21 protein-coding genes are annotated in these 23,398 nt (G+C 67.1%); 14 read left to right on the top strand and 7 right to left on the bottom strand.

The genetic code is table 11. From position 1 onward, the window contains the following. Positions 1 to 30: 30 nt before the first annotated feature. Positions 31 to 3,477 (bottom strand): LamG-like jellyroll fold domain-containing protein, encoded by a 3,447-nt coding sequence (locus tag ACWGKS_RS13325; protein WP_452522711.1) that lies wholly within the window; start codon positions 3,475 to 3,477, stop codon positions 31 to 33. 677 nt (positions 3,478 to 4,154) lie between these two features. Here ACWGKS_RS13325 and ACWGKS_RS13330 point away from each other — a divergent pair. Further along, positions 4,155 to 4,751 (top strand): hypothetical protein, encoded by a 597-nt coding sequence (locus tag ACWGKS_RS13330; RefSeq protein WP_452522713.1) that lies wholly within the window; start codon positions 4,155 to 4,157, stop codon positions 4,749 to 4,751. A 252-nt stretch (positions 4,752 to 5,003) separates the two neighbouring features. On the opposite strand, the gene ACWGKS_RS13335 is transcribed toward ACWGKS_RS13330, so the two are convergent. Both ACWGKS_RS13335 and ACWGKS_RS13340 read right to left on the bottom strand, forming a co-directional pair. Further along, the gene (locus ACWGKS_RS13335) at positions 5,004 to 5,678 is read right to left on the bottom strand and encodes a transposase family protein (protein WP_452522715.1); all 675 of its coding nucleotides are present in this window, start codon (positions 5,676 to 5,678) and stop codon (positions 5,004 to 5,006) included. Next, positions 5,573 to 6,816, bottom strand: a protein-coding gene (locus tag ACWGKS_RS13340) for an IS3 family transposase (RefSeq protein WP_452522717.1) whose coding sequence is annotated in 2 segments (ribosomal slippage) — positions 5,573 to 6,498 and positions 6,498 to 6,816 — 1,245 coding nt in all. Because the reading frame shifts where the segments join, the coding sequence is not laid out codon by codon here. The genes ACWGKS_RS13335 and ACWGKS_RS13340 overlap by 106 nt, the downstream gene beginning before the upstream one ends. A 123-nt stretch (positions 6,817 to 6,939) precedes the next feature. Between ACWGKS_RS13340 and ACWGKS_RS13345 the strand changes: the two genes are divergently transcribed. Beyond that, on the top strand, positions 6,940 to 7,716 hold the full coding sequence (locus ACWGKS_RS13345) for a hypothetical protein (protein WP_452522719.1): 777 nt from the start codon (positions 6,940 to 6,942) through the stop codon (positions 7,714 to 7,716). Positions 7,717 to 7,909: 193 nt separating this feature from the next. On the opposite strand, the gene ACWGKS_RS13350 is transcribed toward ACWGKS_RS13345, so the two are convergent. Continuing rightward, entirely contained in the window at positions 7,910 to 8,644 is a 735-nt protein-coding gene (locus tag ACWGKS_RS13350; RefSeq protein WP_358511447.1) for a hypothetical protein, read from the bottom strand. Between the two features lie 644 nt (positions 8,645 to 9,288). Between ACWGKS_RS13350 and ACWGKS_RS13355 the strand changes: the two genes are divergently transcribed. The 3 genes from ACWGKS_RS13355 (at position 9,289) to ACWGKS_RS13365 (ending at position 10,917) form a co-directional block, all read left to right on the top strand. Next, on the top strand, positions 9,289 to 10,080 hold the full coding sequence (locus tag ACWGKS_RS13355) for an SAM-dependent methyltransferase (protein ID WP_452522721.1): 792 nt from the start codon (positions 9,289 to 9,291) through the stop codon (positions 10,078 to 10,080). A 92-nt stretch (positions 10,081 to 10,172) separates the two neighbouring features. Further along, positions 10,173 to 10,388, top strand: a complete 216-nt coding sequence (locus tag ACWGKS_RS13360; protein ID WP_358511452.1) for a hypervirulence associated TUDOR domain-containing protein — start codon at positions 10,173 to 10,175, stop codon at positions 10,386 to 10,388. Continuing rightward, complete coding sequence (locus tag ACWGKS_RS13365; RefSeq protein WP_358511455.1) at positions 10,381 to 10,917, top strand: DUF488 domain-containing protein; 537 nt, start codon at positions 10,381 to 10,383, stop codon at positions 10,915 to 10,917. Before ACWGKS_RS13360 ends, ACWGKS_RS13365 begins: the two co-directional genes overlap by 8 nt. A 53-nt stretch (positions 10,918 to 10,970) precedes the next feature. On the opposite strand, the gene ACWGKS_RS13370 is transcribed toward ACWGKS_RS13365, so the two are convergent. Both ACWGKS_RS13370 and ACWGKS_RS13375 read right to left on the bottom strand, forming a co-directional pair. After that, positions 10,971 to 11,909 (bottom strand): 1,4-dihydroxy-2-naphthoyl-CoA synthase, encoded by a 939-nt coding sequence (locus ACWGKS_RS13370; protein WP_358511458.1) that lies wholly within the window; start codon positions 11,907 to 11,909, stop codon positions 10,971 to 10,973. 87 nt (positions 11,910 to 11,996) lie between these two features. Next, entirely contained in the window at positions 11,997 to 12,761 is a 765-nt protein-coding gene (locus tag ACWGKS_RS13375; protein ID WP_358511461.1) for an NAD(P)-dependent oxidoreductase, read from the bottom strand. Positions 12,762 to 12,826: 65 nt separating this feature from the next. On the opposite strand from ACWGKS_RS13375, the gene ACWGKS_RS13380 reads away from it, so the two are divergent. The 9 genes from ACWGKS_RS13380 to ACWGKS_RS13420 all read left to right on the top strand — a co-directional run bounded on the left by ACWGKS_RS13380 (position 12,827) and on the right by ACWGKS_RS13420 (position 21,721). Continuing rightward, entirely contained in the window at positions 12,827 to 13,522 is a 696-nt protein-coding gene (locus ACWGKS_RS13380) for a GntR family transcriptional regulator (protein ID WP_452522724.1), read from the top strand. A gap of 132 nt (positions 13,523 to 13,654) precedes the next feature. Then, entirely contained in the window at positions 13,655 to 14,626 is a 972-nt protein-coding gene (locus ACWGKS_RS13385; RefSeq protein ID WP_358511466.1) for a DUF6282 family protein, read from the top strand. Then, positions 14,623 to 15,387, top strand: coding sequence for an ABC transporter ATP-binding protein (locus ACWGKS_RS13390; protein WP_358511469.1), 765 nt, complete (start codon positions 14,623 to 14,625; stop codon positions 15,385 to 15,387). The genes ACWGKS_RS13385 and ACWGKS_RS13390 overlap by 4 nt, the downstream gene beginning before the upstream one ends. After that, entirely contained in the window at positions 15,387 to 16,247 is an 861-nt protein-coding gene (locus ACWGKS_RS13395) for an ABC transporter permease (protein ID WP_358511472.1), read from the top strand. Before ACWGKS_RS13390 ends, ACWGKS_RS13395 begins: the two co-directional genes overlap by 1 nt. 33 nt (positions 16,248 to 16,280) lie before the next feature. After that, positions 16,281 to 17,300, top strand: a complete 1,020-nt coding sequence (locus ACWGKS_RS13400; protein WP_452522727.1) for an ABC transporter substrate-binding protein — start codon at positions 16,281 to 16,283, stop codon at positions 17,298 to 17,300. 16 nt (positions 17,301 to 17,316) lie between these two features. Then, positions 17,317 to 18,465: a 4-oxalomesaconate tautomerase gene (locus ACWGKS_RS13405; protein WP_452522729.1), complete on the top strand. Its 1,149-nt coding sequence runs from the start codon at positions 17,317 to 17,319 to the stop codon at positions 18,463 to 18,465. Positions 18,466 to 18,481: 16 nt separating this feature from the next. Next, positions 18,482 to 19,498: an amidohydrolase family protein gene (locus ACWGKS_RS13410; RefSeq protein WP_358511481.1), complete on the top strand. Its 1,017-nt coding sequence runs from the start codon at positions 18,482 to 18,484 to the stop codon at positions 19,496 to 19,498. Between the two features lie 41 nt (positions 19,499 to 19,539). Further along, positions 19,540 to 20,223: a 4-carboxy-4-hydroxy-2-oxoadipate aldolase/oxaloacetate decarboxylase gene (gene ligK / locus ACWGKS_RS13415; protein WP_358511484.1), complete on the top strand. Its 684-nt coding sequence runs from the start codon at positions 19,540 to 19,542 to the stop codon at positions 20,221 to 20,223. A 280-nt stretch (positions 20,224 to 20,503) separates the two neighbouring features. Then, positions 20,504 to 21,721, top strand: coding sequence for a PucR family transcriptional regulator (locus tag ACWGKS_RS13420; RefSeq protein ID WP_452522732.1), 1,218 nt, complete (start codon positions 20,504 to 20,506; stop codon positions 21,719 to 21,721). A 58-nt stretch (positions 21,722 to 21,779) separates the two neighbouring features. Here the strand turns inward: ACWGKS_RS13420 and ACWGKS_RS13425 are convergent, their stop codons facing one another. Further along, positions 21,780 to 23,102, bottom strand: a complete 1,323-nt coding sequence (locus ACWGKS_RS13425; RefSeq protein WP_452522733.1) for a lipase family protein — start codon at positions 23,100 to 23,102, stop codon at positions 21,780 to 21,782. Positions 23,103 to 23,398: the final 296 nt, after the last annotated feature.

Genomic DNA, 23,398 nt, shown 5'->3' on the forward strand with positions numbered 1-23,398 from the left:
TGGGAAAAGGGTGTGGGGAGAGGAACCAGGTCAGGAAGAGCCTGTGGGGATCAGACCCTCATAGACGTTGTTGATGTCGGCTTGGGAGAGCACGCCTTGGTACAGGTGGACGTCATTGATGTCGCCGGACCAGGGATCGAAGAACTGCTGCTCGAACCGTGCGCCGCCGATGAGTAGCGGACCGTTCGCGTGCCAGGCTTCGGGGATCTCCACCGGGTCCTGGGCCACACCGTCGACGTAGAGCGTGGCCTGGCCCAGGGTGTGGTCGTAGGTGGCCGCCAGGTGGGTCCAGCGTCCGAACTCCGCGGTGCGATCGGACAAGGAACGATGCCACCCGCTCGTGCCGGTGCGATCTTCGGGCGGCAGCTTCATGACCCACTTGTCGTGCTCATAGGTGTGCTGGTAGCTCAGGTAGAACGCGCTGTGGTCATCACCGTTCTGAGCCACCGCGGTGGAGTTGTGGCCGACTTCATCGAGCCTGACCCAGGCCGCGACACTGTAACTCCGGTCCGTGCGAACAGCCGGTCCTGCGGCGGCCAGGTGTTCTTGTTCGGCGACGTTCAGGCTCACACCCGGAGCGAACGTGACCTCGTTGAGCGCCTGGTTCCACGCGGTCAGCGGGTCGGCGTGCAAAGTCGCGTCCAATCCGTGGTCGGAGGAGTCCGCCGCGAGCGTCCCTTTGGTCTCGTCCAACTTCCAGCGACCTTCGAGCGCGGCGGGCCGATTGGCCAACTCCCACACTTCAGATCGGGCTTCGTCGTCCTCGATGAACGGTTCATCGAAGAGGACCCGGTCCCACACTCGTACGTCGTCGATGCCGCCGGGCCAGAAGTCGTGGTGTGTCCCCCGGTACAGTGCCCCTCCGATCACGAAGGGGCCCTCCGCGTTCCACGCGCTCTGCTGAACATGGGTGCCCTGTTTGACACCGTCCACGTACAAAGCGAGCTCTCTGCTTTCGGGGTCATAGGTTCCCACCAGGTGGGTCCACACTCCGGTTTGTGCCTGTTCGGTGGAGAGCACTCGTTCGGAGATTGACGTGTCGTCCCCGTCGTAGGGGGCCTGTTTGAAGATCCACCGGCCGCCCTGGGTGTGCTGGTAGCCGAGGTAGAAACCGCTGTGCCGCTCGCCATTCTGGGCCACCGCGGTGTAGGCCCGGCTCGGGTCTTCGTCCAACCGCACCCACGCGGCCACCGAGAACGCCTCGTCGGTGACCACCACCGGGCCCTGAGTACTCAGCCGTTCGCCACTTGCGGTGTCCAGCCCCGTGTTCTCCAGCCGGTAGGTGTCTCCGTCTCGATGGCCCACACGGCCTCGGGTCCAATCCAAGTTGCCCGAGGCGGTCGCGATCCGTTCGGTGTCCATCGCGTCGGTGGCGCTGTCTCCCTGGCCCTCGTCCAAGGCGAAGTGGGAGATCGGCTCCGCGGGTGGGGCCACAGTGAATCGATAGACCAGGCCGCATTCGGAGGAGTTGCCGTAGGCGTCGCTGATACGGGCGTGAATCAGGTTGGGGCCGTCCCGGCGTGGGGTGATCGGTAGCGTCACGCTTGCGCCCGGTTCGTCGAGTTCGATCTCGGTGGAGCAGGAGGCGTCGTTGAGGCTGTAGTGGTAGGAGGTGGCCTGGTCGACCCCGTTGTTGGCGAAGGTGAACTCACCCGAACGGCCCGCCGAGCCGTGGACCTCGTCGCCGGCCGGGTAGTCGGTGGAGGTCACCTCGGGTCCGGAGTCGGGTTTGGTGGTGTCGATCTCCAGGTAGCACCATGAGGACCACGGTCCCCAGTTGGACTTGTCGTGGCCGCGCACGCGGTAGGCGATCGGTTCCTTTTCGGGGAGGTCACGGGCGGTCACCGGACGATAGGAACCCCCCGACCACTTGCCCACGGTCACGTAGGCGGAGTCCGCCGTACCCAGGGCGGTGTCATCTGCCACGCTCTTCCACTCGAACCGGGACTTGACCTGTTGGCCCACCCAGTAGGAGTCACGGTCGCGGAGTTGGGCGTTGAAGGTGACGGTGGTGTCGTTGATCAGCCGTGGCTTGTCCTGGTCGGTGCTGCACACCCCGCCGAGCGAGTCGGAGATGGTGGAGGTCACCGGTTTCGCCGGCGGATGGTTGTAGTTGACGACCAGTACCGGCGGCTTCTTCTTGAGTTCGATGCGACGCCAAGCGGCCGTGCCGGACTCATCACGCTCTTTCAAGCGTAGATAGATGTGGGAGGCCTTGTTGTCGACCCCCCACTTGTAGGCGGAGGTGGCGTCGAACTCCACTCCGCTGGATGAGGGACAGGTTGCCCATCCACCGCGCACGTTCTGTGTGTCCAGCACTCCACCTTGGGTGGAGGGCTGTTTGTTCCAGGTGGTGTTGCGGTTGAACGTGCTCACCCGCTGCAACTGGATGTAGGAGTTGCTGTTACAGCCGTAAGCCCAATCGACTTCGGCTCGCAGGGTGGCCGAGTTGATGATGGTGTTGGGGTGCATGGTGCGAGCCATCACTGTGAACTGGAAGAACGCTCGACGGGTGTAAGTGCCTTCAGGACCGGAGTAGCGTCCTACGCCCACTGGCTTGCTGCTCGAGGTGTTGAAGTAGGCCTGGTTCGGGTAGGTGCGATCGACGTAGGCCCGATTCGGGCGGCTAGCGCTCACCGACGGATCGATGTAGATCGGAAACTCGGTGGCCTCATCCACCAACATGCCCTGGTCGGGAACCAACCGGATGTGGTCGATCCCCAGAGTGGTCTCCACCGCCTCCACGCGAGAAGTCATCAATGGCCCCAGCGTGGGGTCCTCTTCCGCCACCGGCTCCGGCTCGGTGCTCGAGTCCCACATTGCTGGCGCCTGGGCAGAGAACACGCTCTGTCCGCCCGCTTCTCCGACCGCGTCCAGATTGCCGTACTCATCCACCGTCATGGTCACACCGACGGTGGACAGCGGTAGTTCCAACTCGGCGAGTTCAGGAAGTTGCGCGGCTTCAGGAGTGTGTACGACCAGGACCTGGGAGAAGCCCTCCACCCCAGCGGTCAGAACCAGGTCCACATCCGGCAGCACGTCGGAGTAAGTGGCTTGCTCTCCTTCGAGCGTTGGTTCAGGGAGGCCCTCGATCCAGCCCAAGGAAACACTGTTGGAGCCAATTCCGACGTGGGCCATGACGCTGTCCCCGCCACCAGAGAAAGCGATGTCCATCCCCGCCGCCTTGGGGCGGATCAGCCCATCCGCGCCCCGGACCAGGTCGGTGTCCACATCCATCCATCCTTGGGAGGAGCGCACCCGAACCGGCACTGCGGAGACCTCAGCGGTCAGCGACCCGTCTGGATTGGCGAAATGCTGAGTCTTCTCATCCGTCAGCCCTGGAATCTCCACCCGCTCACCAGACTGCTCGGCCAACGCCAAGGCGTCGAACTCCTGCCGTTGCTGCGAATCCGAACCCTCCGAAGCGTCGGGCTCCGCCCTCGCGGGCAACGTCGACATCAGGGAAACGACAAGCATGGTGGCGATGGAAGCCACCGTCGCACGGGCCAAGGGGCGACGCATGGGGGATGCCGTCCTAAGGAAGGAACTCCGATACCGGAGATTCAGTTATGAATGACTCAGAGCAAGCCAGAAAGTACGGGGTTCCAACTCGTCAGCGCAAGCTGTTGGAGGCGAACTTGCTGCCCCCACCACGTGGGGGCAGCAAAGAAACCCGCTCTGATCAGCAGACATAGAAGATGGCCACATTAGGCCATAGTGTCCTACATCACATACCTCTATGCGCGTGAACCTGGCACGCAGGCAACCTTGGGTGACGCCACCTGTGGGCGCCTCCCCTGGGGATGCGACGCATGCAGTCATAGAGCATGAAGATCCCCAGCCCCAAAAAGACACGCGAATACCTTTCTCAGCGCGTACGCAATTTGGACTCCACGCCAGCCTTCCCCCTTTGAACTCTGAAATACGCAATACGCACATGATGAGCAATAAGAAACATTATTCTACATTCTTGAGTTGCTAATATCTTGCGCATCCGATCGTGCTTCATAGGACTCCCCACCTACGTGAAGGGAGCCGATATGTCTCGCTCGGATCAGCCTCTCGATGTTCTGCGACGCTCGCTCACCCTCTTGACCACCGGACCGAATCAACCACACCTGCACGTGCCCCTGAACGACTCGGGGAGCGAGGAGTTGACCGCCAGCGAGGTTGTCGCACTGCTGCGCTACGGGCCCCGTCATGTCAGTGATCTGCTCTGGCACACCGTCTGTGCCCGCGCCCGTCAGGGGGAGGCGACCTGGACGGTGATCGCGGCCGGCGCGCTTTTGCCGCGCATGGTCACCGCGTGCACGCGGTACGCGCGCGGCCCCGGACAGCACATCGCGGACGTGGAGTCCGAGGTACTGACCACGGTCCTGGAACAGCTCCGATCTCTGCCTGAGAACGCTAATGACGTGGGGGAACGGTTGTGGGCGGCTGCGGCCAACACCGCTGTGCGGTCCGCCTACGTCCACACACGTGACCGGCGCTGGTCGGCCCGGTGGCGTCCGAACCAGGTCCCGCTCGACCCCGCGATGGCGGGGCGGGGGCCAGTCACAGTGGTGGCCGAGGCCGCACAGAGGGGGGTGCTGACTCAAGTGGAGGCCGACCTGATCACGCGCACCCGCCTGGAGCGCCACAAACTGGTTCGGGTCGCCCAGGAGATGGGCTTGACCTACATCACCGCGCGCCGGTGGCGGCGTGCCGCCGAGGATCGGTTGGTGTCCGTCCTGGTCAGAGAAGAATTGTGATTTCGATGAGCGAAAAACGGAATCTCGTTCTTCTTGATGGGTGAGGAGAGTTCCTCCTCCCCCGCCAAGGGAACACGCCGGGGCGAAGACGATCGCCTCATGAAGCGCCGTGACCAGAAAGGAGAAGTCGGCTCTTCGCCCCGGTCTCCGTTTCGTGATTCCCGCACTTTTTAGGCGGGGTGGATCCGAATCGAGGTGACGGCAATGGAGGCGATGAGAAAAAGTACCCGACTGAGGTTTTCTCAACGAAGATCATTTCCATCGCCGGTTGAGGACCAGAGTCGCACGGGCGATATCGCCGATCCGGCAGGGGCTCAGCGTGACGTGTTTGAGCGCACGCCAGCGCTCCTTGAGTTCGGCGGCGGTGCGTTCACCGAGAGCACGCACGTGCCGCAACAGTGCGTTGTACATCCGCGTGTCCGTGTGCAGAGCTCCTTCGCTCTTTCCGGTGGGGCGTTTGATGGGGGTGTGCACGCCGATACCGGCGCCCTGGTAGCCCTTGTCGGCCAGAACCGGTAGGCCCTGGGCTGCTGCCTTGTACAGGGCCGGTAGGGCGTGGATACGGGCGGCGGTGATGTCGGGGGTGGAGCCGGGCTCGGCATCGGAGACCCACAGTGGGGTGCCATCCGGCGCGGACAGGAACTGGAGGTTACCGCCGAAGGCCTTGTGTTTTTGGCTGAACCACAGGTCGTTGCCGTTCTCACGGACGCCTGTGATGCGGTCGGTGGTGATCAGTGTGCCGTCGAGGATGGTGTGCGCTATGCCTTGGTGCAGGCAGCGGTCGGGGCTTAACCCCGGATGTTGGACACGGGGGTGATTGATTACGCCGCGATCGCCAGCGTAGACGCTCTGGAGACCTCGAAGTCGTTCGGAGACACGTTCTGGCAGTGTGAGTGACGACGACGGGTGTTGTTCCGGTGGGCCCACCGGAACACCGTGCGCCGCAACACCGCCTCGTTTGCGTACACGGCCTCTCCGGCGAGGGTCTCGCGTTTGAGTGTGGCGTTGAAGCTCTCCGCGGCGGCGTTGTCCGCGCTCGACCCGATCGCCCCCATCGATTGGACGATGCCGAGCTCGGCACACAGATCCCCGTAGGCCCGGGAGGTGTAGACCGACCCGTGGTCGGAGTGGAACACGGCCCCGGCCAGGGTGCCCCTCTCGCGGGCGGCCGCCCTCAGCGCGTCTGCCACGAGTTCGGTGCGCATGTGGTCGGCCAGCGCCCATCCAGCCAGCTTGCGAGAACACAGATCGATGACCGTGGCCAGGTAGAGGTTACGCCCGCCTGCCAGCGGCAGGTAGGTGATGTCTCCGACGTACTTCTCGCCGATGTTGTGGGCGGTGAAGTCCCGACTCAGCAGGTCGGGGTGCTTGCGCTCGGACTGGTCGGAGGTGGTGGTCCGCACGCGCCGACGGAGCCGGATCCCGGCCAGGTCGTGCTCGCCCATCACGCGGGCGACCTTCTTGTGGTTGATGCGTTCATCCTCGTGTGCTCCGTCGTTGAGGTCAGCGGTGATCCTGGGTGCCCCATAGGCGGCATCGCCGCCCTGTTCCGGGTCCTGCAAGGAGCGGATCCGCTCGGCCAGGGCCACGTCCGCCACCTGGCGGGCCGCACGGGCGGGGGCTGCCTTGAGCCAGGCGTAGAACGAGGACCGGGCCAGGCCGATGACCTCGCACAACCGCTTCACCTCGAAGGTGTGTCGGTGGTCGGCGACGAACTGGAAGCGGTTCACCAGTTCGTCTCCCCGGCGAAATACTTGGCCGCCTGGCGCAGGATGTCGCGTTCGGTCTCGAGCTTGCGGCGTTCGGCTTGTTCGGCGGCCAGGGCGGACTCCAGACGGGCGATCCTGGCGGCAGCGGTCTCGCCCTTGGGCGGTGTAGCTGAGGCGGGCGTGGCGGGTGCTGGGGTGGGGCGTCCCGCGGGGTGCTGGGCGTAGACCCAGTTCTGCAGGGTGCCTCGGGAGATGCCCAGGTCCGCTGCGATCGCCTTGAAGGTGGCGCCCGGGGTGTTCAGGTAGAGATCGACCGCCTGTCGGCGGAACTCCTCGGAGTAGGTCTTACGGGCCATGCCCTGATTCTCGCTTCCCCCGACACCTGTCGGGTTCAGCGTGTCCAAGATCCAGGGTCAAGGCCCATCTTCGTCTCCTTCGGCGGCGACACGACCTCCCTGATCCCGCTGTACGCGGTCGGTGTGTTCCTGGCGTTCACGCTCTCGCAGGCGGGCATGGTGGTGCACTGGTGGCGCTCACGCGCACGGCACTGGCGCAAGAGCCTCGCGTTCAACGCCACGGGGGCCGTGATGTGCGCGGCGGTGTTCGTCACCGCCGCGATCGTCAAGTTCAGTGCGGGAGCGTGGGTGGCGCTCCTGGCCGTGGCCGTGTTCGTCATCGTGGCCGTGCGCGTGCGGGTCCACTACGACACCGTCGGGCGTGCGCTTCGTCTGCGCCCCCACGCGGCCTCCGCTCCGGGCGGCCCGATCAGTGTGGTCCGTCGTCCACCCGATGAGGGATCCCACACGATGACGGGTTCGAGCCGGGCAGGGAGGACAAGCGACCGGGAAGCCGAGGAGATCCACCACCTGTCGGTCGTGCCCGTCGAGACGCTGGATCTGGCCAACATCCGCGCCCTGGCCTACGCGGCGTCACTCCGACAACCGGTCCTCGCCGTCCACCTCAGCCCTTCCGAGGAAGAGGCGGAGAGGATGCGCGGGTACTGGCTGCAGTGGGGAGACCATCTGCCCCTGGAAGTGGTGGTCTGCCCCTACCGGACGATCATCGCGCCGTTGGTGAACTACGTCGAGGCGCTGCACGAACAACGGTCGGACATGACGATCACGGTGATCCTGGCCGAGGTGGTGCCCCTGCGCTGGTGGCACCGGCTACTCCACGACCGGATGGCCTTTCGACTCAGGCACGCCCTGCGTGAACGTCCCAAGATCGTCGTCACCACCGTGCCCTTCCACGTCTGAGCCATCATCGTGGCGGCCCATGGAATCGTCGGAGCCGTGGCCGGGGACACCGTCGGTTTCCTCATCGATCGTCGTCTGGGGCGGCGGCCGACCACCGGGAGATTCGAGTCCTGTATCGCCCACATGTAACACCGAAGGCCAGAACCCACGGTTCTGGCCTTCGGTGTTTCCCGGGCCTCCTTTGGGAGGTGCCTCAGGCCTCGTACTCGGTGATCGACTCGGCGATCCCGTCGACCATCTCGACCGAGGCCAGGATGACGGTCCCGTTCGCGAGGGTGGCGTCGAACTCGTCGAAGTCGCACCTCACCTCGCCGGTGTCGGGGTCCTGGACACCTTCGGCGCAGGCGTAGATCCCAGCGATGATCGTGGTGTCCTCGGCCACGTAGAACGCCGTGCCGTCGACGCGGTATTCGCCCGGGGCGATGTACTCCAGCTCTCCCGTGGCGGTCCCGGTGAACCCACCGGACTCCTCCGGGGCCTCGGGTTCGACGGAGTCGTAGTGGCTGTCGTTGTCGTACTCGGTGACCGACTCGGCGTTGCCCTCCTCGTTCACCTCGACCTCGGCGAAGACGGCCGTGTCCCCCTGGACGGTGGTTTCGAGCGTCTCCAGGTCGCACTCCACGATTCCGAAGCCGATCTCGTCGACACCGTCTTCGGCGGGGCAGACGTGATGGCCGCCCAGGATCCGTGTGTCCTCGGCGATATAGAAGGCCTGTCCGTCGATGATGAACTCGCCCGGGGCCAGGAACTCCAGCTCGCCCGCCAGAGTCTCCACCCCTTCGTCGACCTGGGAGTTCTCGCCCGTATGCGCGGGATCGACCGATGACACCGCGTCGACCATTCCCTGGGCCGAGCAGGCCGCGGAACCGACGACCACCAGACCAGAGGTCGCGAGGGCCAGGACGCTGGAACGGACATCGAGCTTCATGATGTTCCTTTCTTCCCAAGGAAGGACGTGGAAAATTGCGGACAGGTGGCTGTGATCAAGCCTGTGAAAGTGATTTCGGGGATGCGGAAATCGCGCTATGAGTGGAAATCGGTATTCGGGAAACCCCGTTCTTGTCAGTGGCCCTCATCGAGAGGTGGTGTGACCTCTCGGTTACGCCCCATCGGCTTCGGAAGCCGGTGCACCGGACGGGTTCCACCGTCGAGGCGACCCGACCTGGATCGACGACCGGTCGTCCGCGCCCGATGGGTTGGTCGCTCCTGCCGTCGCCCTACATGTGTCTGTGTCGGTTTCGGTGTCAGGGTCTGTGTCAGTGTGGCTGCTTTCTGTGTGTTCCGATGGCGGTCGGGACACTTGAGTTCTGTTGGGGGAGGATATTTTTCGGAGATCCGGCCGAGCCGCAGTCCTCCTGGGGAAAACTTCCTGGTCAGGCCGTCATGGCGTTCTCACGGGCTGTATCCGACCGCATGATGTACATCGACTCGCGATGGACCTTCGGTTCACGGTCGAGCGCGTCGATGTTCGCGAAAACCCTTGCGCACGGGGGTTTCTTGTTGCGCAGAGGGTCTGCGCGCGAGGAGAATGACCGATGGTTCCCGGATCGTCCGCCGGCCAGGAAGGCCCCCATGAACACCCCGCGTATCCCCCTGGACACGACCGTTCCCCACTCCGCACGGGTGATGAACTTCTGGTTGGGGGGCAAGGACCACTATCCGGTCGATCGCGCTCTGGGAGAACATGTCGAATCGGCCTTCCCCGAGATCGTCGAGGTGATGCGCGCCGATCGCCGGTTCCTCCTCCGCTCGGTCACCCATCTGGCCCGGGAAGAGGGCGTCCGCCAGTTCCTGGACATCGGGACCGGTCTTCCCACCGCGAACAACACCCACGAGGTCGCCCAGGCGGTCGCCCCCGAGTCCAAGATCGTCTACGTCGACAACGATCCCCTCGTCCTCACGCACGCCCGGGCTCTGCTGACCAGCGCCGAGGAGGGCAGCACCGACTACATCGACGCCGACCTGCTCGACCCGCGGGCACTACTGGCCCAGGCCCGCGAGCACCTGGACTTCACCCGACCGATCGGGTTGGTCATCATGGGTACGCTCGGCCACTTCCCCGCCGACGAGCGGACCTACGCCGTGGCGCGCGCCTACGTGGACGCCCTGCCCTCGGGGAGCTTCCTGGCCCTGTGCGACAGCACCGACACCAGCCCGCAGATCGTGGAGGCGGCCAAGGCCTGGAACGAGAACGCGGCCCAACCCATCCACCTGCGCACCCCGGAGCAGATCGGCGCCTTCTTCGAGGGGTTGGAGCTGTTGGATCCCGGCGTGGTCTCCGTCCCGTTCTGGCGACCCGAGGAGAGCCGGGTGGGCTCCGTCCGAGAGGTCGCCCAGTACGGCGGTGTCGCCCGCAAGCCCTGAGCCCGTATGGACGTCTCCGTTTCCCGTGCACGCCGGTGCCCCCGCATTGTCCGTGCGGGTGTTTCAATGAAATGACCAGGGAGGGAGTCGAGATGTCTGAGCGGTTCAGCGTGGGCGACCACGTGACCTGGAACTCGGAGGCGGGGCACGTCTCGGGCACGGTGACGAAGGTGCACACGAAGGACTTCGACTACAAGGGCCACACCCGCCGGGCGTCGAAGGACGATCCGCAGTACGAGATCAAGAGCGACAAGACCGACCACGTCGCCGCCCACAAGGGCAGCGCCTTGCGGCCGGTCGATGAATGAGCCGTTCTTCACGATCGGGCACTCCAACCGGACGCTCGGCGAGTTCGTCGAGCTGCTCCGGGAGCCCCACGTCGAGCTGATCGTCGATGTTCGGCGGCTTCCGGGTTCCACCCGGTATCCGTGGTTCGACCAGGACCCGCTCTCAGCCGCCCTCGGTGAGGTGGGGATCCGGTATCGGCGCGCCGAGGGGCTGACCGGGCGTCGTCCGGTGAGCAAGGACGTGCCGTTCGAGGTCAACGCCTGGTGGGAGAACCGCGGCTTCCACAACTACGCCGACCACGCGCTCTCGGACGAGTTCCGAAGTGCCCTCGCCGAGCTGCGGGAGTGGGGACGCACGCGACGCGCGGCCGTGATGTGTTCCGAGGCGGTGTGGTGGCGGTGCCACCGGAGGATCATCGCCGATCACCTCCTCGCCCACGCCGAGTACGTGCGGCACATCCTCGGCGTCGACCACATCGACGCGGCGCGGCCGAGTCCTGGTGCCGTCATCGATCCCCACCGCGACGTCACATATCCGGTCACCGGCTAGCGGCTCGCACGGTCAGGGGCCGGGACCGCGCGACGCGATCCCGGCCGCACCGGCTAGTAGTAGCGAGGGAAGCCCGACCAGTCGGGGCTGCGCTTCTCCAGGAACGCCGTCTTGCCCTCCACGGCCTCCTCGGTCATGTAGGCGAGCCGGGTCGCCTCTCCCGCGAACAGCTGCTGCCCGAGCATCCCGTCGTCGGGAAGGTTGAAGGCGTACTTGAGCATCCGGATCGCCTGCGGGGATTGGTCGGCGATGTCGGTGGCCATCCGCACCGCGGTGTCCTCCAGCTCGCCGTGGTCGGCCACGGTGTTGACCGCGCCCATCTCCTGCATCTCGGTGGCCGAGTACGGCCGGGCCAGGAAGAAGATCTCCCGCGCCCGCTTCTGGCCGACCTGACGGGCCAGCAGCGCGGAACCGTACCCACCGTCGAACGATCCGACCGTGGCGTCCGTCTGTTTGAAGAACCCGTGCTGTCGTGAGGCGACGGTCAGGTCGCACACCACGTGGAGCGAATGTCCGCCGCCGGCCGCCCAGCCGTTGACCACGGCGATGACGACCTTGGGCATGGAGCGGATCAACCGCTGGACCTCCAGGATGTGCAACCGGCCCTGGTCGGCCTTGCGCTGTTCGCCACCGTCCTCACCGCCCTCGTACAGGTAGCCGTCCCGACCGCGCACCCTCTGGTCCCCGCCGGAGCAGAAGGCCCAACCGCCGTCCTTGGCGGACGGCCCGTTCCCGGTGAGCAGGACGGTACCGATCGCCGTCCAGGAGCGCGCGTGCTCCATCGCCGTGTAGAGCTCGTCGACCGTGTGCGGCCGGAAGGCGTTGCGCACCTCCGGACGGTCGAAGGCGATACGCACCGCACCGATGTCCTTGCCCGCGCCACTACGCGCGGGTCCGACATAGCGGTGGTAGGTGATGTCGGTGAAGTCGAAGCCCTCGACCTTCCTCCATTCAGACTCTCTGAACGGCTGCTCGCTCGCCGACGTTTCCATCCCTTTTCCTCTTTTCCGTGACGCCATTGGGGGCTCAACGCTGTCGCGTGTCGATCAAGATCATCCCAGGTGGCGTCGAGCCCGCCGTCAGGTGCTCAGGCGGCGCAGGTGGGCGACCGTGGCGTCGGTGACGGGATGGTCCACTCCGAGTTCTTCCAGGTAGGCCCGGGCCGCTTCCATCTCGTGGACGCGGCGGCCGGCGTGCTGAAGTGTGCCATCGACGAGGCGGTCGACCAGGGCCGCACCGTTCTCACCGAACTCGGCGGCGATCTGGTCACGGAGGTCGCCGTCCGCTCCGACCGCGCTCGCGGCGTCGAGCGACTCGATGATCAACGCCGCGAGGCCCTTCATGAACACGCTGCGCAGCATCTTGCGGGCGGCGGCGTCACCGGCCTCTTCGGAGATCGCGCGCACGGGAGTGCCCAGGGGCGAGAGCGCGGCGGCGAAGGCTCGGGCTCCGCTGCCGGCGGCGAGCAGCGGTGTCCGACTGCCCGCCCGTGGGACGGGGGCCATGACCGCGACGTCGGCGAAGGGAACACCGGCGCCGGAGGCCAGGGACCCGAGCGCCTTCTTCTCCCCCGGGGAGAGGGTGTTCAGGTCCGCGTAGACCGCTGAGGCGGGCATCAGGGCCAGTACCCGCGTCGCGACCTTCTCCGCGGCGTCGGGGCCCACGAGGCTGATGACGATCTCCGCCTCGGCGAGCGCCTCCGCCGGCTCGGGATACTGCACGATGGGCGAGTCGGGCAACGCGACGAACGGATCGTAGCCCTGGACCCGGGCCCCGGCCTCGGCGAGTCCTTCGCCGATGAGCCTGCCGGCCTCTCCCAGGCCGACCATTGTGATGACGGTCATCGCGTCCTCCTGTACCAAGTGCCCTTCAGATGTGAACAACATTGTTTACAATAATGCACACCAAGATGAGCGAAAGGAAGACCATGACCCAGGAGGCAGTAGACCAGGGGGCCCGGGAGAGCGTCAGTGACGCCGACCGCGTGGCCTCGCGCCTTCGCCAGGCCATCGTCGCCGGCGACTTCGCCCCCCGACAGCGTCTGGTGGAGACCGACCTCATCGAGATGTTCGACGCCAGCCGGGGCGCGGTGCGCGCGGCCCTGGCGACCCTCACCGTGGAGGGCCTGGTGGAGAAGATCCGCAACCGGGGAGCCCGGGTGCGGGCCGTCGACCTGGACGAGGCGTTGGAGATCGTGGAGGTGCGCGCGGCCCTGGAATCGATGTGCGCGGCCCGCGCGGCCGAGCGCGTCGACGACGCGGGCATGGCGCGCCTACGCGACTTGGGCGAGGTGATGCGCGGGGCGGTGGACTCGGGCGACGGAGAGGCCTATTCGCAGGCCAACCGTGATCTGCACCAGGCCGTGATGGACATCAGCGGATCCAAGGTGGCACCCGACATCGTCCAGCGTCTGCGCGCCCAGAACGTGCGGTACCGAATCCAGTTGTCCATGCAGCCACATCGCCCGGCCACGTCGCTTCCCGAGCACCTGGAGATCGTGGAGGCGGTCTGCGCGAAGGACCCCGAACGCGCCGCGAACGCGATGCGGGCGCACCTGGAGAGCGTCTTCTCGGCGACGAAGGAGTACTTCGGAAACCGGAAGTAAAACCACAAAGCACGTGTTCTATGACACACCCCCCGGAGGCGACCCGCCCTGACCTGACGTTACGTGGGCATTGACGGATGTGACCAAGATCGTTAACAATGTCGCTCACTAGTTCGTTAGCGAAGGGGCGGCATGTCGCATCACCAAGAACCCACCGCACACGCCCGCCGGCTCGTCCAGGGTGCCTATGACATCCACGTCCACATCGCCCCCGATGTGATGAAGCGCAGGGTCGGCGATCTCGAACTCGCCCCCCGTTTCAAGCGGCACGGCCTGGCGGGCTTCGTGCTCAAGTCCCACTACACCCCCACCACCGAACGCGCCGAGGTCGTCCGCAACGTCCACCCGGACGTGGACGTACTCGGCGCCATCACCCTCAACGCCTCCGTGGGCGGTCTCAACCCCGTCGCGGTCGAGATCGCGGCACGGGGCGGAGCCCAGTTCGTCTGGCTCCCGACCGTGGACAGCGACAACCAGCGCAGCTGCCTCGCCGAGGCCCCCGAGGGCTCCACCCCTCCCATGTGGGCACAGATCCAGCAGGACCTGCGCGACGACGGGATCATCAGTCCCACCGTCGACGTGCTCGACGAGAACGGCGAGGTGGTCCTGGCCGCCCGCCAGGTCCTCGACGTCATCGCCAGGCACGACATGACGCTGGCCACCGGGCACCTGCACGGTGACGAGTCGTCCAAGGTCATCGCCTACGCCCGTGAACGCGGTGTGCGACGCATCGTCGTCACCCACCCCGAGTTCACCTCCCAGCGCATCCCCGCCGAGAACCAGAAGACGCTCGCCGAGCACGGCGCCTACCTGGAGCGCTGCCTGACCACCCCGCTGACCGGCAAGGTGTCCTGGCGGGTGTGGCTGGACAACATCCGCGCGGCCGGCCCCGAGTCCTCCGTCATCAGCTCGGACCTGGGCCAGCCCTTCAACCCACCGGTGGAGGACGGCCTCGCCCTGGCCGCGGACGTCCTGCTCAAGGACGGTTTCTCCGACCATGAGGTGCGCCTGATGGTCGTGCACAACTCGCGCCGGCTCGCGGGAGCCGACCCACTGCCCGACGCCCCGTCGGCCCACCACGAGGAAGAGGCGGTCACCACATGAGCGTCGTTCTGGAGGTCGAGCACCTCACCAAGGAGTTCCAACGCGACGACGTGGCCACGGTGGCCCTGCGGGACTTCAACCTCACCATCGAAGAGGGAACCTTCGTCACCATCCTGGGCCGATCCGGTTGCGGCAAGTCCACGATGTTGAACCTGCTCTCCGGGCTCTCCAAGCCCACCTCGGGCCAGGTGTTGCACCGGGGCAGGGCGCACACCGGCCCCACACCCGACATCGGCTACCTGACCCAGACCGACACGCTCATGCCCTGGCGGAGCGTACGGCGCAACGTCGAGATGCCCATGGAGATCGCGGGCGTGGACAAGGCAGAGCGCGAGGCCAAGGCCCTTGAGCTCGTCGCCACGGTCGGTCTGTCCGACTTCGCCGACAACTACCCGCGGGAGCTCTCCGGCGGTATGCGTCGCCGCGCGAGTCTGGCCCGCATGCTCGCCAACGGTGCCGAGACCATCCTGATGGACGAGCCCTTCGGCGCCCTGGACGCCCAGTTGCGCTCCGAACTCCAGGGCGAGCTACTGCGGCTGTGGTCCAAGACCGGGCACACCATCGTGTTCGTCACCCACGACATCGAGGAGGCCCTGCTGCTCGGCGACCGCGTCGTCGTCCTGGGCCCGCTCGGCACCATCCTGCTCGACCAGGAAGTGGACATCGAGCGCCCGCGCGACCCCGACGAGACCAAGGTGCGACCGCGGTTCGTGGAACTGCACTCCACGTTGACCGCCGCGCTGAAGAAAGGAGCGCGGTGATGACCACCGGATCGGTTTCCGCCACGCGGACCAACGACGGACTGAGCACGAGCGGCCCGGTCAAAGAGGACCGCCGCCGCAGTTGGTGGGACCGCCACGGCCGCACCACCCTGGTGTGGGGGCTGCGAGCGGGGGCCCTACTGCTCTTCCTCGTGCTCTGGCAGTTGGCCGGCGGCCTGGTCGCCAACCCCATGTTCGTCTCCGACCCGATCGCCGTCGGGGAGCAGCTGGTCGCCTGGATCCGGGACGGCACCCTGGGCACGCACACCTGGATCACCATCCAGGAAGTGGTGCTCGGTTACGTCATCGGTGCCCTCACCGGCGCGCTCGCCGGTTTCGTGCTCGCCTCGGTCCGTCTCGTCTACGACGTGTTCGAGCCGTTCATGATGGCGCTGTACTCGATCCCCAAGGTGGCGCTCGCCCCACTGTTCATCGTGTGGTTCGGCATCGGCCTGGACATGAAGGTCATCCTGGCGGCCGTCAGCGTGTTCTTCCTGGTCTTCCTCAACACCGCCGCCGGGGTCCGCGACGTGGACCGCGGCCTGATCGACGCCGTCCGGCTGATGGGCGGGTCGAACAAGGACGTCGCCTTCAAGGTCGTGCTGCCGGCCTCCATGTCCGGTCTGTTGACCGGTCTGAAGGTCTCCATTCCCTACGCGCTCATCGGCGCGGTGATCGGTGAACTCGTCGCCTCCAACCGCGGCCTGGGTTACCTCATCAACGACGCCGCCGCGCAGTTCAACACCGCTGGTGTGTTCGCCGCGGTCGTGGTCCTGACCGCGCTGGCCATGGTCCTCAACGCCCTCGTGAGCGTTCTGTCCTCCCGCGCCAACCGCTGGAAGCCGCTCGACTCCGAGTAGCGCCCCTCCCAACACTCGATCGAGAGCCACATCATGAAACTCAGCACCCACCTCAGGACGGCCGCCGCCATCGCGGCGACCGCGAGCCTCATCGCGACCTCGGGCTGCGCCGACGGCGGCGGCTCCGACCCGAACGTTCTCAACGTGGGCCAGATCAGCGACTCCGTCGCGTTCTTCCCGCTCCACGTCGCCGAGGAGAACGGCTACTTCGAGGAGGAGGGCGTCGAGCTCGGCGAGCGTCCTCGCCTGGGCACCGGCGCCAAGCTCGCGGCGGCCCTGACCTCGGGCTCCATCGACGTGGCCGCCGGGGTCCTCACCGACACGTTCAACCTCGCCGAGAACGACCCCGACACACGGCTCACCGGCTCGCTGGTCACCGAGTACTACGTGGACGTGGTGACGGCCCCGGACTTCGACGGGGACCCGGACGCGCCCCTGGAGGAGAAGATCCAGGCTCTGGAGGGCAAGAACATCGGCATCACCGGCCCGGGTTCGGGAACCGAGGCGCTGCTGATCTACCTGTTCGAGCAGGCGGGAATGGACGCCAACACCGACGCCACCCTGGTGAACCTGGGCGCCGTGTCGTCGTCGGCCATCGGTGCCCTGTCCTCGGGGCAGGTGGACGCCCTGGCCTTCTTCCAACCTGCCGGGCAGATGGCCGAGGCCGAGGGCGCCGGCGAGATCTACCTGTCGCCGCAGCGCGGCGACATCCCCGACATGTCCGGGGCGCTGCACGGAACGCTGTTCAGCACCTCCGACGTGATCGAGAACAAGAGCGAGCAGATCGAGGGCTTCAACCGCGCCATCAACCGCGCGCTGGAGTTCATCGAGTCCGACCCCGAGGGGACCGCGGAGCTGCTCTCGTCCTACATGGACGGCACCGACCCCGAGGCGGTCGAGGCGCTCACCGAGATCCTCCCGCAGGAGTTCGCCACCTCCACGCAGGTGGGGCGGGACGCCTTCGGTGTCGCGACCGACTTCCACGTGGAGTCCGGTCTGGTCGACGAGGCTCCCGACTACGACGAGCTGGTCTGGTCCGAGGTCCGGGAATAGCGCCGCGAGGATGAAGATGAGAGTTTCGAGCACACCATCGGTCCGCGGGGGCCGACGCGCGATCCCCTCCGTGCTGATGCGCGGCGGTACGTCCCGCGGGCCGTTCTTCGCCCGTGCCGACCTGCCCGACGACGACGAGACCCTCGCCCGGGTGTTGCGGTCCGCCCTCGGTTCCCCCCACCCGTTGCAGGTCGACGGGTTGGGGGGCGGGCACCCACTCACCTCCAAGGCGGGCATCGTCGGCCCGAGCACCGAGCCGGGGGCCGACCTCGACTTCCGGTTCGCCCAGCTCAGGCCGGACGACGACTCGGTGGACATGAATGCCAACTGCGGCAACCTGCTGGCCGCCGTGGTGCCCTTCGCCATCGAGACCGGGATGGTCGTGCCCGTCGAGGACACCACCACCGTGCGGGTGCGCACCCTCAACACCGGGGCCATCGCCCACATCTCGGTGCACACGCCCGAGCAGGGCGGCGTGCGGGGCGTGAAGTACGACGGCGACACCCGAATCGACGGCGTCCCGGGCACCTCCGCTCCGGTGACGATCGGGTTCCTCGACACCGCCGGGTCGATCGCCGGTTCCCTGCTGCCGACGGGGAACCGACGTGACGCTGTCGAGCTTCCCAGCGTGGGATCGATCGACGTCACCTGCGTCGACAACGGACAACCCCTCGTCATCGTGGACGCCTCCGCTCTGGGCGTGACCGGGCGGGAGAGCCCCGCCGAACTCACCGCGAACCCCGAGCTGCGCGAGCGGGTGGAGACGTTGCGCCTGATCTGCGGCGAGCTCATGGGACTGGGCGACGTCTCGGACCGCAACTATCCCAAGATGACGCTGGTCTCGCCGCCCGAGGACGGCGGCGCCCTGACCACCCGCAGCTTCATCCCTCGGGTGGTCCACGAATCCATCGGCGTGCTGGCCGCCGTCACCGCCGCCACCGCCTGCGTGCTACCGGGCACGGTCGCGCACGAATCGGCGACCCTCCCGGTCGCGAACGACACCGATACCACCCTGGCCATCGAACACCCGAGCGGCGCCTTCGAGGTGCGGCTCGGCCAGGACCCCGGGGATCCCACCCGCATCACCCGTTCGGCGCTCGTGCGCACCGCACGCGCGCTCATGGCCGGAGAGCTCTACGTCCCTCTGGGCATCTGGAATCCCTGAAGAAGGAAGCACACTGATGATCATCGACTGCCACGGGCACTTCACCACCGCACCCGCCGCGCTCGGCGACTGGCGTCAAGCTCAGATCGCCGCGCTCGACGGTGGTCCCCAGCCCGCTGATCCGAACATCGGCGACGAGGACCTGCGCGAGGCGATCGAGGGCAACCAGCTCCGCCTCATGGACGATCGCGGCATCGACCTGACCGTGTTCTCGCCCCGGGCCTCCTTCATGGCCCACCACGTCGGCGACGCGGCCACTTCCTCCCGATGGGCCGCGATCTGCAACGACCTCATCGCCCGGGTGTCTGAACTCTTCCCCGAGCGCTTCGCCACCGCCGCCATGCTGCCGCAGTCCCCCGGCGTGGACCCGGCCGAGTGCCTGCCCGAGCTGCGTCGCGCCGTGGAGGAACTCGACGCGGTGGCGATCAACCTCAACCCGGACCCCTCCGGTGGGCTGTGGGACTCGCCCCCGCTCACCGATCGGTCCTGGTACCCCATCTACGAGGCGATGTGCGAGTACGACATCCCCGCGATGGTGCACGTGTCCACCAGCGTCAACCCGGCCTTCCACACCACCGGGGCGCACTACCTCAACGCCGACACCACGGCCTTCATGCAGCTGGTCCAGGGCGACCTGTTCGCCGACTTCCCGGACCTGAAGCTGATCATCCCGCACGGCGGCGGCGCGGCCCCCTACCACTGGGGCCGCTTCCGCGGGCTGGCGATGGCGCTGGGCAAGCCGGAGCTGGAGGAACACGTGATGCGCAACGTCTACTTCGACACCTGCGTGTACCACCAGCCCGGCATCGACCTGCTGTTCGACGTCGTCCCGAACGAGAACATCCTCTTCGCCTCGGAGATGATCGGCGCCGTCCGCGACGTCGACCCGTGCTCGGGCCACTACTTCGACGACACCGGCCGCTACATCGAGGGCGTGAAGCTGCCCGACGCCGAACGCGAGGCGATCTTGGAAGGCAACGTCCGCCGCGTCTACCCGCGCCTGGACGCCAGGTTGAAGCGCCAGGGCCGCTGAGTACCACTCCACATCCCGTCCACCCACTCACGAGGAGAGTCATGACCGAGCTCGGAGTCGTCCACCGTTCCATCGAGCGCGCCGCCCCGGAGGCGGTCGAGGCGCTGTCCCACTTCGGGGTCGCCACCGTGCACGAGGCGCAGGGCCGCACCGGCCTGCTGCGGCCCTACGTCCGACCGATCTACCCGGAGGCGAAGCTGTGCGGGACGGCCGTCACCGTGCTGCTCCAGCCCGGGGACAACTGGATGTTCCACGTCGCCGCCGAACAGATCCGACCCGGTGACGTGGTCGTGGCCGGCTGCACCACCGAGTCCGAGGACGGGTTCTTCGGTGAGCTGCTGGCGACCTCCTTCCGGGCCAGGGGCGCGGCCGGCCTGATCATCGACGGCGGCTGCCGCGACGTCGCCGAGCTCTCCGAGATGGACTTCCCGGTGTTCAGCCGCTCCATCAACGCCAAGGGCACCGTGAAGGCGACGCTGGGATCGGTCAACGTGCCCGTCACCGTGGCCAACGCCCTGGTCGAGCCGGGTGACGTCGTCGTCGCGGACGCCGACGGTGTCGTGGTGGTGCCGCGCGAGTCCGCCGCTCAGGTGGCCGAGGCGTCTCGACTCCGTGAGGAGAACGAGGAGTCCAAGCGTGCCCGGTTCCGCGACGGCGAGCTGGGGCTGGACATGTACAAGATGCGCGAGAAGCTGGCCACGGCCGGCCTGCGCTACGTCGACTGATCGGCGCCTCGCCTCCCGGGTGAAGGGCACCTCGACGGCATCCACCGGATGGTGGGTGCCGTCGTCGTTCGAGCGCGCTTCCTCGGTGGATCACCGCCGGGGCGGCCGGGGTCGGCGAGACGTCACCGACCCCGCACCGGGCGCACACCGGGTCCGGACGGGCCCCTTTCCTGGCCGTGCGGGGATTCACATCAACCTCCGGGTCCCGTAGCCTCTCCTTTACTCGTCAGTAACTTTTTCGTTCCAGGCGGAGAGGACACGACTCGTGAAGGTGCCCCCAATGCCCACGAAGGGTCGGCCCCGGGGCGGTACCAATCCCCTGGCCGATGTCCCCGTGGAGTTCGCCGACCACTTCCGCGCCCACGTCGAACCCCTCATCGACGTGGTGGTGGCCCGGATCCACGAGAGCGTGCCCGAATACCTGCGGCCCGGCAACGAGGTGTACGCCGCCGCCACCCGCACCGCGGTCCGTGAGGCCCTGACCGTGTTCCTGGACCGGGTGGGGGTGGCCGATCCGCCCGAGCACCGACTCTGGGAGCGATTCCGCATGCTCGGCGAGGCCGAGGTCCACGAGGGCCGCAGCCTCGACGACCTCCAGACCGCGATGCGCACCGCCCTGGTCATCATGTGGCGCGAACTCCTGAAGGTTCAGGAACAGCGCCCCGAACTCCTGCCCCAGCGGCACATCGGCCCGGTCGCCGAGGCCGCGTTCCTGTTCCTGGAGGAGATGGCCTCCGCCGCCTCCGAGGGCTACAACCAGGCGCGGGCCCGGGCATCGGGAGAACTCCAACGACGTCGGGGGCGCCTGGTCGACCTGTTGTTGTCCGACCCGGCCCCCTCGCCCCGGGCCATCGCCGACCTGGCCTCCTCCGCCCAGTGGCGCGTCCCCGACAAGGTGGCGGTGATCGTCCTCCAAGGAGACGGGAAGGAGACGGCCCCGCCCACTCTGCCCTCCGACGTGCTGCACGACTTCCACCGGTCCGACCCCTGTCTCGTGCTCCCCGATCCGGAAGGGCCCGGCAGGATGCGGACCCTGGAACGCCTGTTGCGCGGCCGGCACGCCGCGGCGGGTCCGGCCGTGGACGTCACCGAGACGGCCCTCTCCCTGAACCACGCGCGCGAGACCCTCGAACTGGTCGAGTCGGGGGTGGTGCCCGCCGACGGGATCTCCCTGTGGAGCGAACACCTCACGCCGCTCCTGCTGTTGCGGGACCGGGATCTGATGCGGGAGATGACCATCTCCCGGTTGGCCCCCATGCGGGAGCTGTCCGACGGGCAACGCGAGCGCCTGTCCGAGACCCTCCTGCTCTGGTTGCAGCACGGGTACAACGCCAAGCGGGTGGCCGAGGTACAGCACCTCCACCCGCAGACGGTGCGGTATCGCCTGCGCCGACTGACGGAGCTGTTCGGCGATCGGCTGGACGAGCCCGATCCGCGTTTCGAGCTGGAGATGGCGCTGCGGGTGGAGCGATTGCTCCGGTCGACCCCGCCCACATGAGAACGGCCGCCGGGACGAGGTTCCCGGCGACCGTGTCACTCCATCCGTGTCACTGGTGTCAGCAGGTGCTGGAGTCCGGTTCCCCGACCAACCGCCCGCTGAGCCAGTCCTGGGCACGTTGGGTGTCCAGGAAGAAGCTCGTCAGGTGCGGCCCGGAGAAGGTCCGTCGCCACTCCACCGAAGCGCCCCCGGCGCAGTAGGCGTCGCGCAACTCCTCGCCCTGCTCGATCGGGATGACGTCATCGCCCGAGGAGTGGTAGAGGTACAGCGGCGCCTCCGGCACGGTCTCGCCGGGCTTGTTCTCCTGAAGCCGGGCCTGCCACTCGGGACTGTTGATGAGGTCGACGTCGACCGTCTCGTCCATGGTCATGCCGGCACCGGAGGTCAGCGCCTCGATCATGCAGCCGTCGACCGAGGCGTCCAGGAGCCGCTGCCCCTTCTCGGTGAGGTGCTCCTCGAAGGACAGCTCGGGATAGGCCGCCGCGAAACCGTAGGCGGTGAAGCCCACGAAGGCGAAGTAGAGACTGCCGTCCAACTGGTCGGCGACCTGCGTCAGGTCCGCCGGAACACCCCCGGCGGCCACACCGGCCAGCGGCAGTTCGGGGGCGTAGTCGGGCTGCATCTGACCGGCCCACACCGAGGCCCCGCCGCCCTGGGAGAATCCGCTGACGCCCATCGGTGCCTCGGCGGAGATGTCGAGTTCGTCCATGCGGGTCGCGGCGCGCAGGCCGTCCAGCACGGCCGCGCCCTGGGAGTGGCCCACCATGTAGGTGTGCGGTGAGGGCGTGCCCAGCCCCTCGTAGTCGGTGACCACCAGCGCGTGCCCCTGGTCGATGACGTTCTTCATCATCGAGGCCTCGTAGTCCAGGCCCTGTTCGAGGCCGATCGAGGGGGCACAGTGAGAGCCGAGGCCGTGGGTGCCGATGGCGTAGGAGACCAGGGGCCGCTCGCCCTCACCCTCCCATTCCGCATCGGGGACCATGACGGTGCCGGTGACCGCCATGGGTTCGCCCATGGCGTTCGTGGACAGGTACATCACCCGCCACACGTCGGCGTCGAACTGGCCGACGCCCAGGGGCGCGGTGTAGGCCTCGGAGGGTTCGGCCCGGATGACGTCGCCGGGCTCTCCCTGGGGCAGGGGGTCCGGGGGAAGGTAGAAGTCGTTGCGGGCTTCGGGGGAATCGGCTTCGGGCTGGTCGAGCTCCTCCCAGTCCTCAAGCGCTTCGGCGACCTCGACGTCCGTGGGCTCTTGGGTCACGGACGGTTCCATGTCGGCCACCGCTGCCACCGGTTGCAGTGCCAGCACGGCGCCGAGCGCGCCGGCGGTGCAGGCCACCGCGGCGGTCCTTCGCAGACCGGGTGTGCGGGGTTGGTGTTCCACGACTTGCTCCAGATCTCCTGTGCGAATCGCGCGTGACGCGCGACACATAGACCTTGTCGCGGAAACGACACGTGGCACTACGCACCGTGCTGCGTGTGCCGCGAAGGGTTTCACTCACCCCGAGACACTCAGGGCTCGGTGGGGCCCGTGGGGTCGGGGGGCGGTGGGCTCGGTTGGTCCGAGACTTCCAGCCAGAGGGAGGCAGCGGAGCCCGGTATTGGGGGCTGGTTCTCCCCTGAGTTATCCACAGGCGGGAGAGTTCGGGGTGGTGAACCGTTCCGCCTACGTGATCCCAT

Source organism: Nocardiopsis sp. NPDC055879, assembly GCF_053615935.1.

What these genes read in the sequence shown, in the direction of transcription:
- ACWGKS_RS13410 (WP_358511481.1), top strand. Translation starts at nt 18,482, where the DNA reads ATGATCATCGACTGCCACGGGCACTTCACCACCGCACCCGCCGCGCTC.
- ACWGKS_RS13355 (WP_452522721.1), top strand. Translation starts at nt 9,289, where the DNA reads ATGAACACCCCGCGTATCCCCCTGGACACGACCGTTCCCCACTCCGCA.
- ACWGKS_RS13380 (WP_452522724.1), top strand. Translation starts at nt 12,827, where the DNA reads ATGAGCGAAAGGAAGACCATGACCCAGGAGGCAGTAGACCAGGGGGCC.
- ACWGKS_RS13325 (WP_452522711.1), bottom strand. Translation starts at nt 3,477, where the DNA reads ATGCTTGTCGTTTCCCTGATGTCGACGTTGCCCGCGAGGGCGGAGCCC.
- ACWGKS_RS13370 (WP_358511458.1), bottom strand. Translation starts at nt 11,909, where the DNA reads ATGGAAACGTCGGCGAGCGAGCAGCCGTTCAGAGAGTCTGAATGGAGG.
- ligK (WP_358511484.1), top strand. Translation starts at nt 19,540, where the DNA reads ATGACCGAGCTCGGAGTCGTCCACCGTTCCATCGAGCGCGCCGCCCCG.
- ACWGKS_RS13360 (WP_358511452.1), top strand. Translation starts at nt 10,173, where the DNA reads ATGTCTGAGCGGTTCAGCGTGGGCGACCACGTGACCTGGAACTCGGAG.
- ACWGKS_RS13385 (WP_358511466.1), top strand. Translation starts at nt 13,655, where the DNA reads ATGTCGCATCACCAAGAACCCACCGCACACGCCCGCCGGCTCGTCCAG.
- ACWGKS_RS13390 (WP_358511469.1), top strand. Translation starts at nt 14,623, where the DNA reads ATGAGCGTCGTTCTGGAGGTCGAGCACCTCACCAAGGAGTTCCAACGC.
- ACWGKS_RS13400 (WP_452522727.1), top strand. Translation starts at nt 16,281, where the DNA reads ATGAAACTCAGCACCCACCTCAGGACGGCCGCCGCCATCGCGGCGACC.
- ACWGKS_RS13420 (WP_452522732.1), top strand. Translation starts at nt 20,504, where the DNA reads ATGCCCACGAAGGGTCGGCCCCGGGGCGGTACCAATCCCCTGGCCGAT.
- ACWGKS_RS13350 (WP_358511447.1), bottom strand. Translation starts at nt 8,644, where the DNA reads ATGAAGCTCGATGTCCGTTCCAGCGTCCTGGCCCTCGCGACCTCTGGT.
- ACWGKS_RS13405 (WP_452522729.1), top strand. Translation starts at nt 17,317, where the DNA reads ATGAGAGTTTCGAGCACACCATCGGTCCGCGGGGGCCGACGCGCGATC.
- ACWGKS_RS13395 (WP_358511472.1), top strand. Translation starts at nt 15,387, where the DNA reads ATGACCACCGGATCGGTTTCCGCCACGCGGACCAACGACGGACTGAGC.
- ACWGKS_RS13375 (WP_358511461.1), bottom strand. Translation starts at nt 12,761, where the DNA reads ATGACCGTCATCACAATGGTCGGCCTGGGAGAGGCCGGCAGGCTCATC.
- ACWGKS_RS13365 (WP_358511455.1), top strand. Translation starts at nt 10,381, where the DNA reads ATGAATGAGCCGTTCTTCACGATCGGGCACTCCAACCGGACGCTCGGC.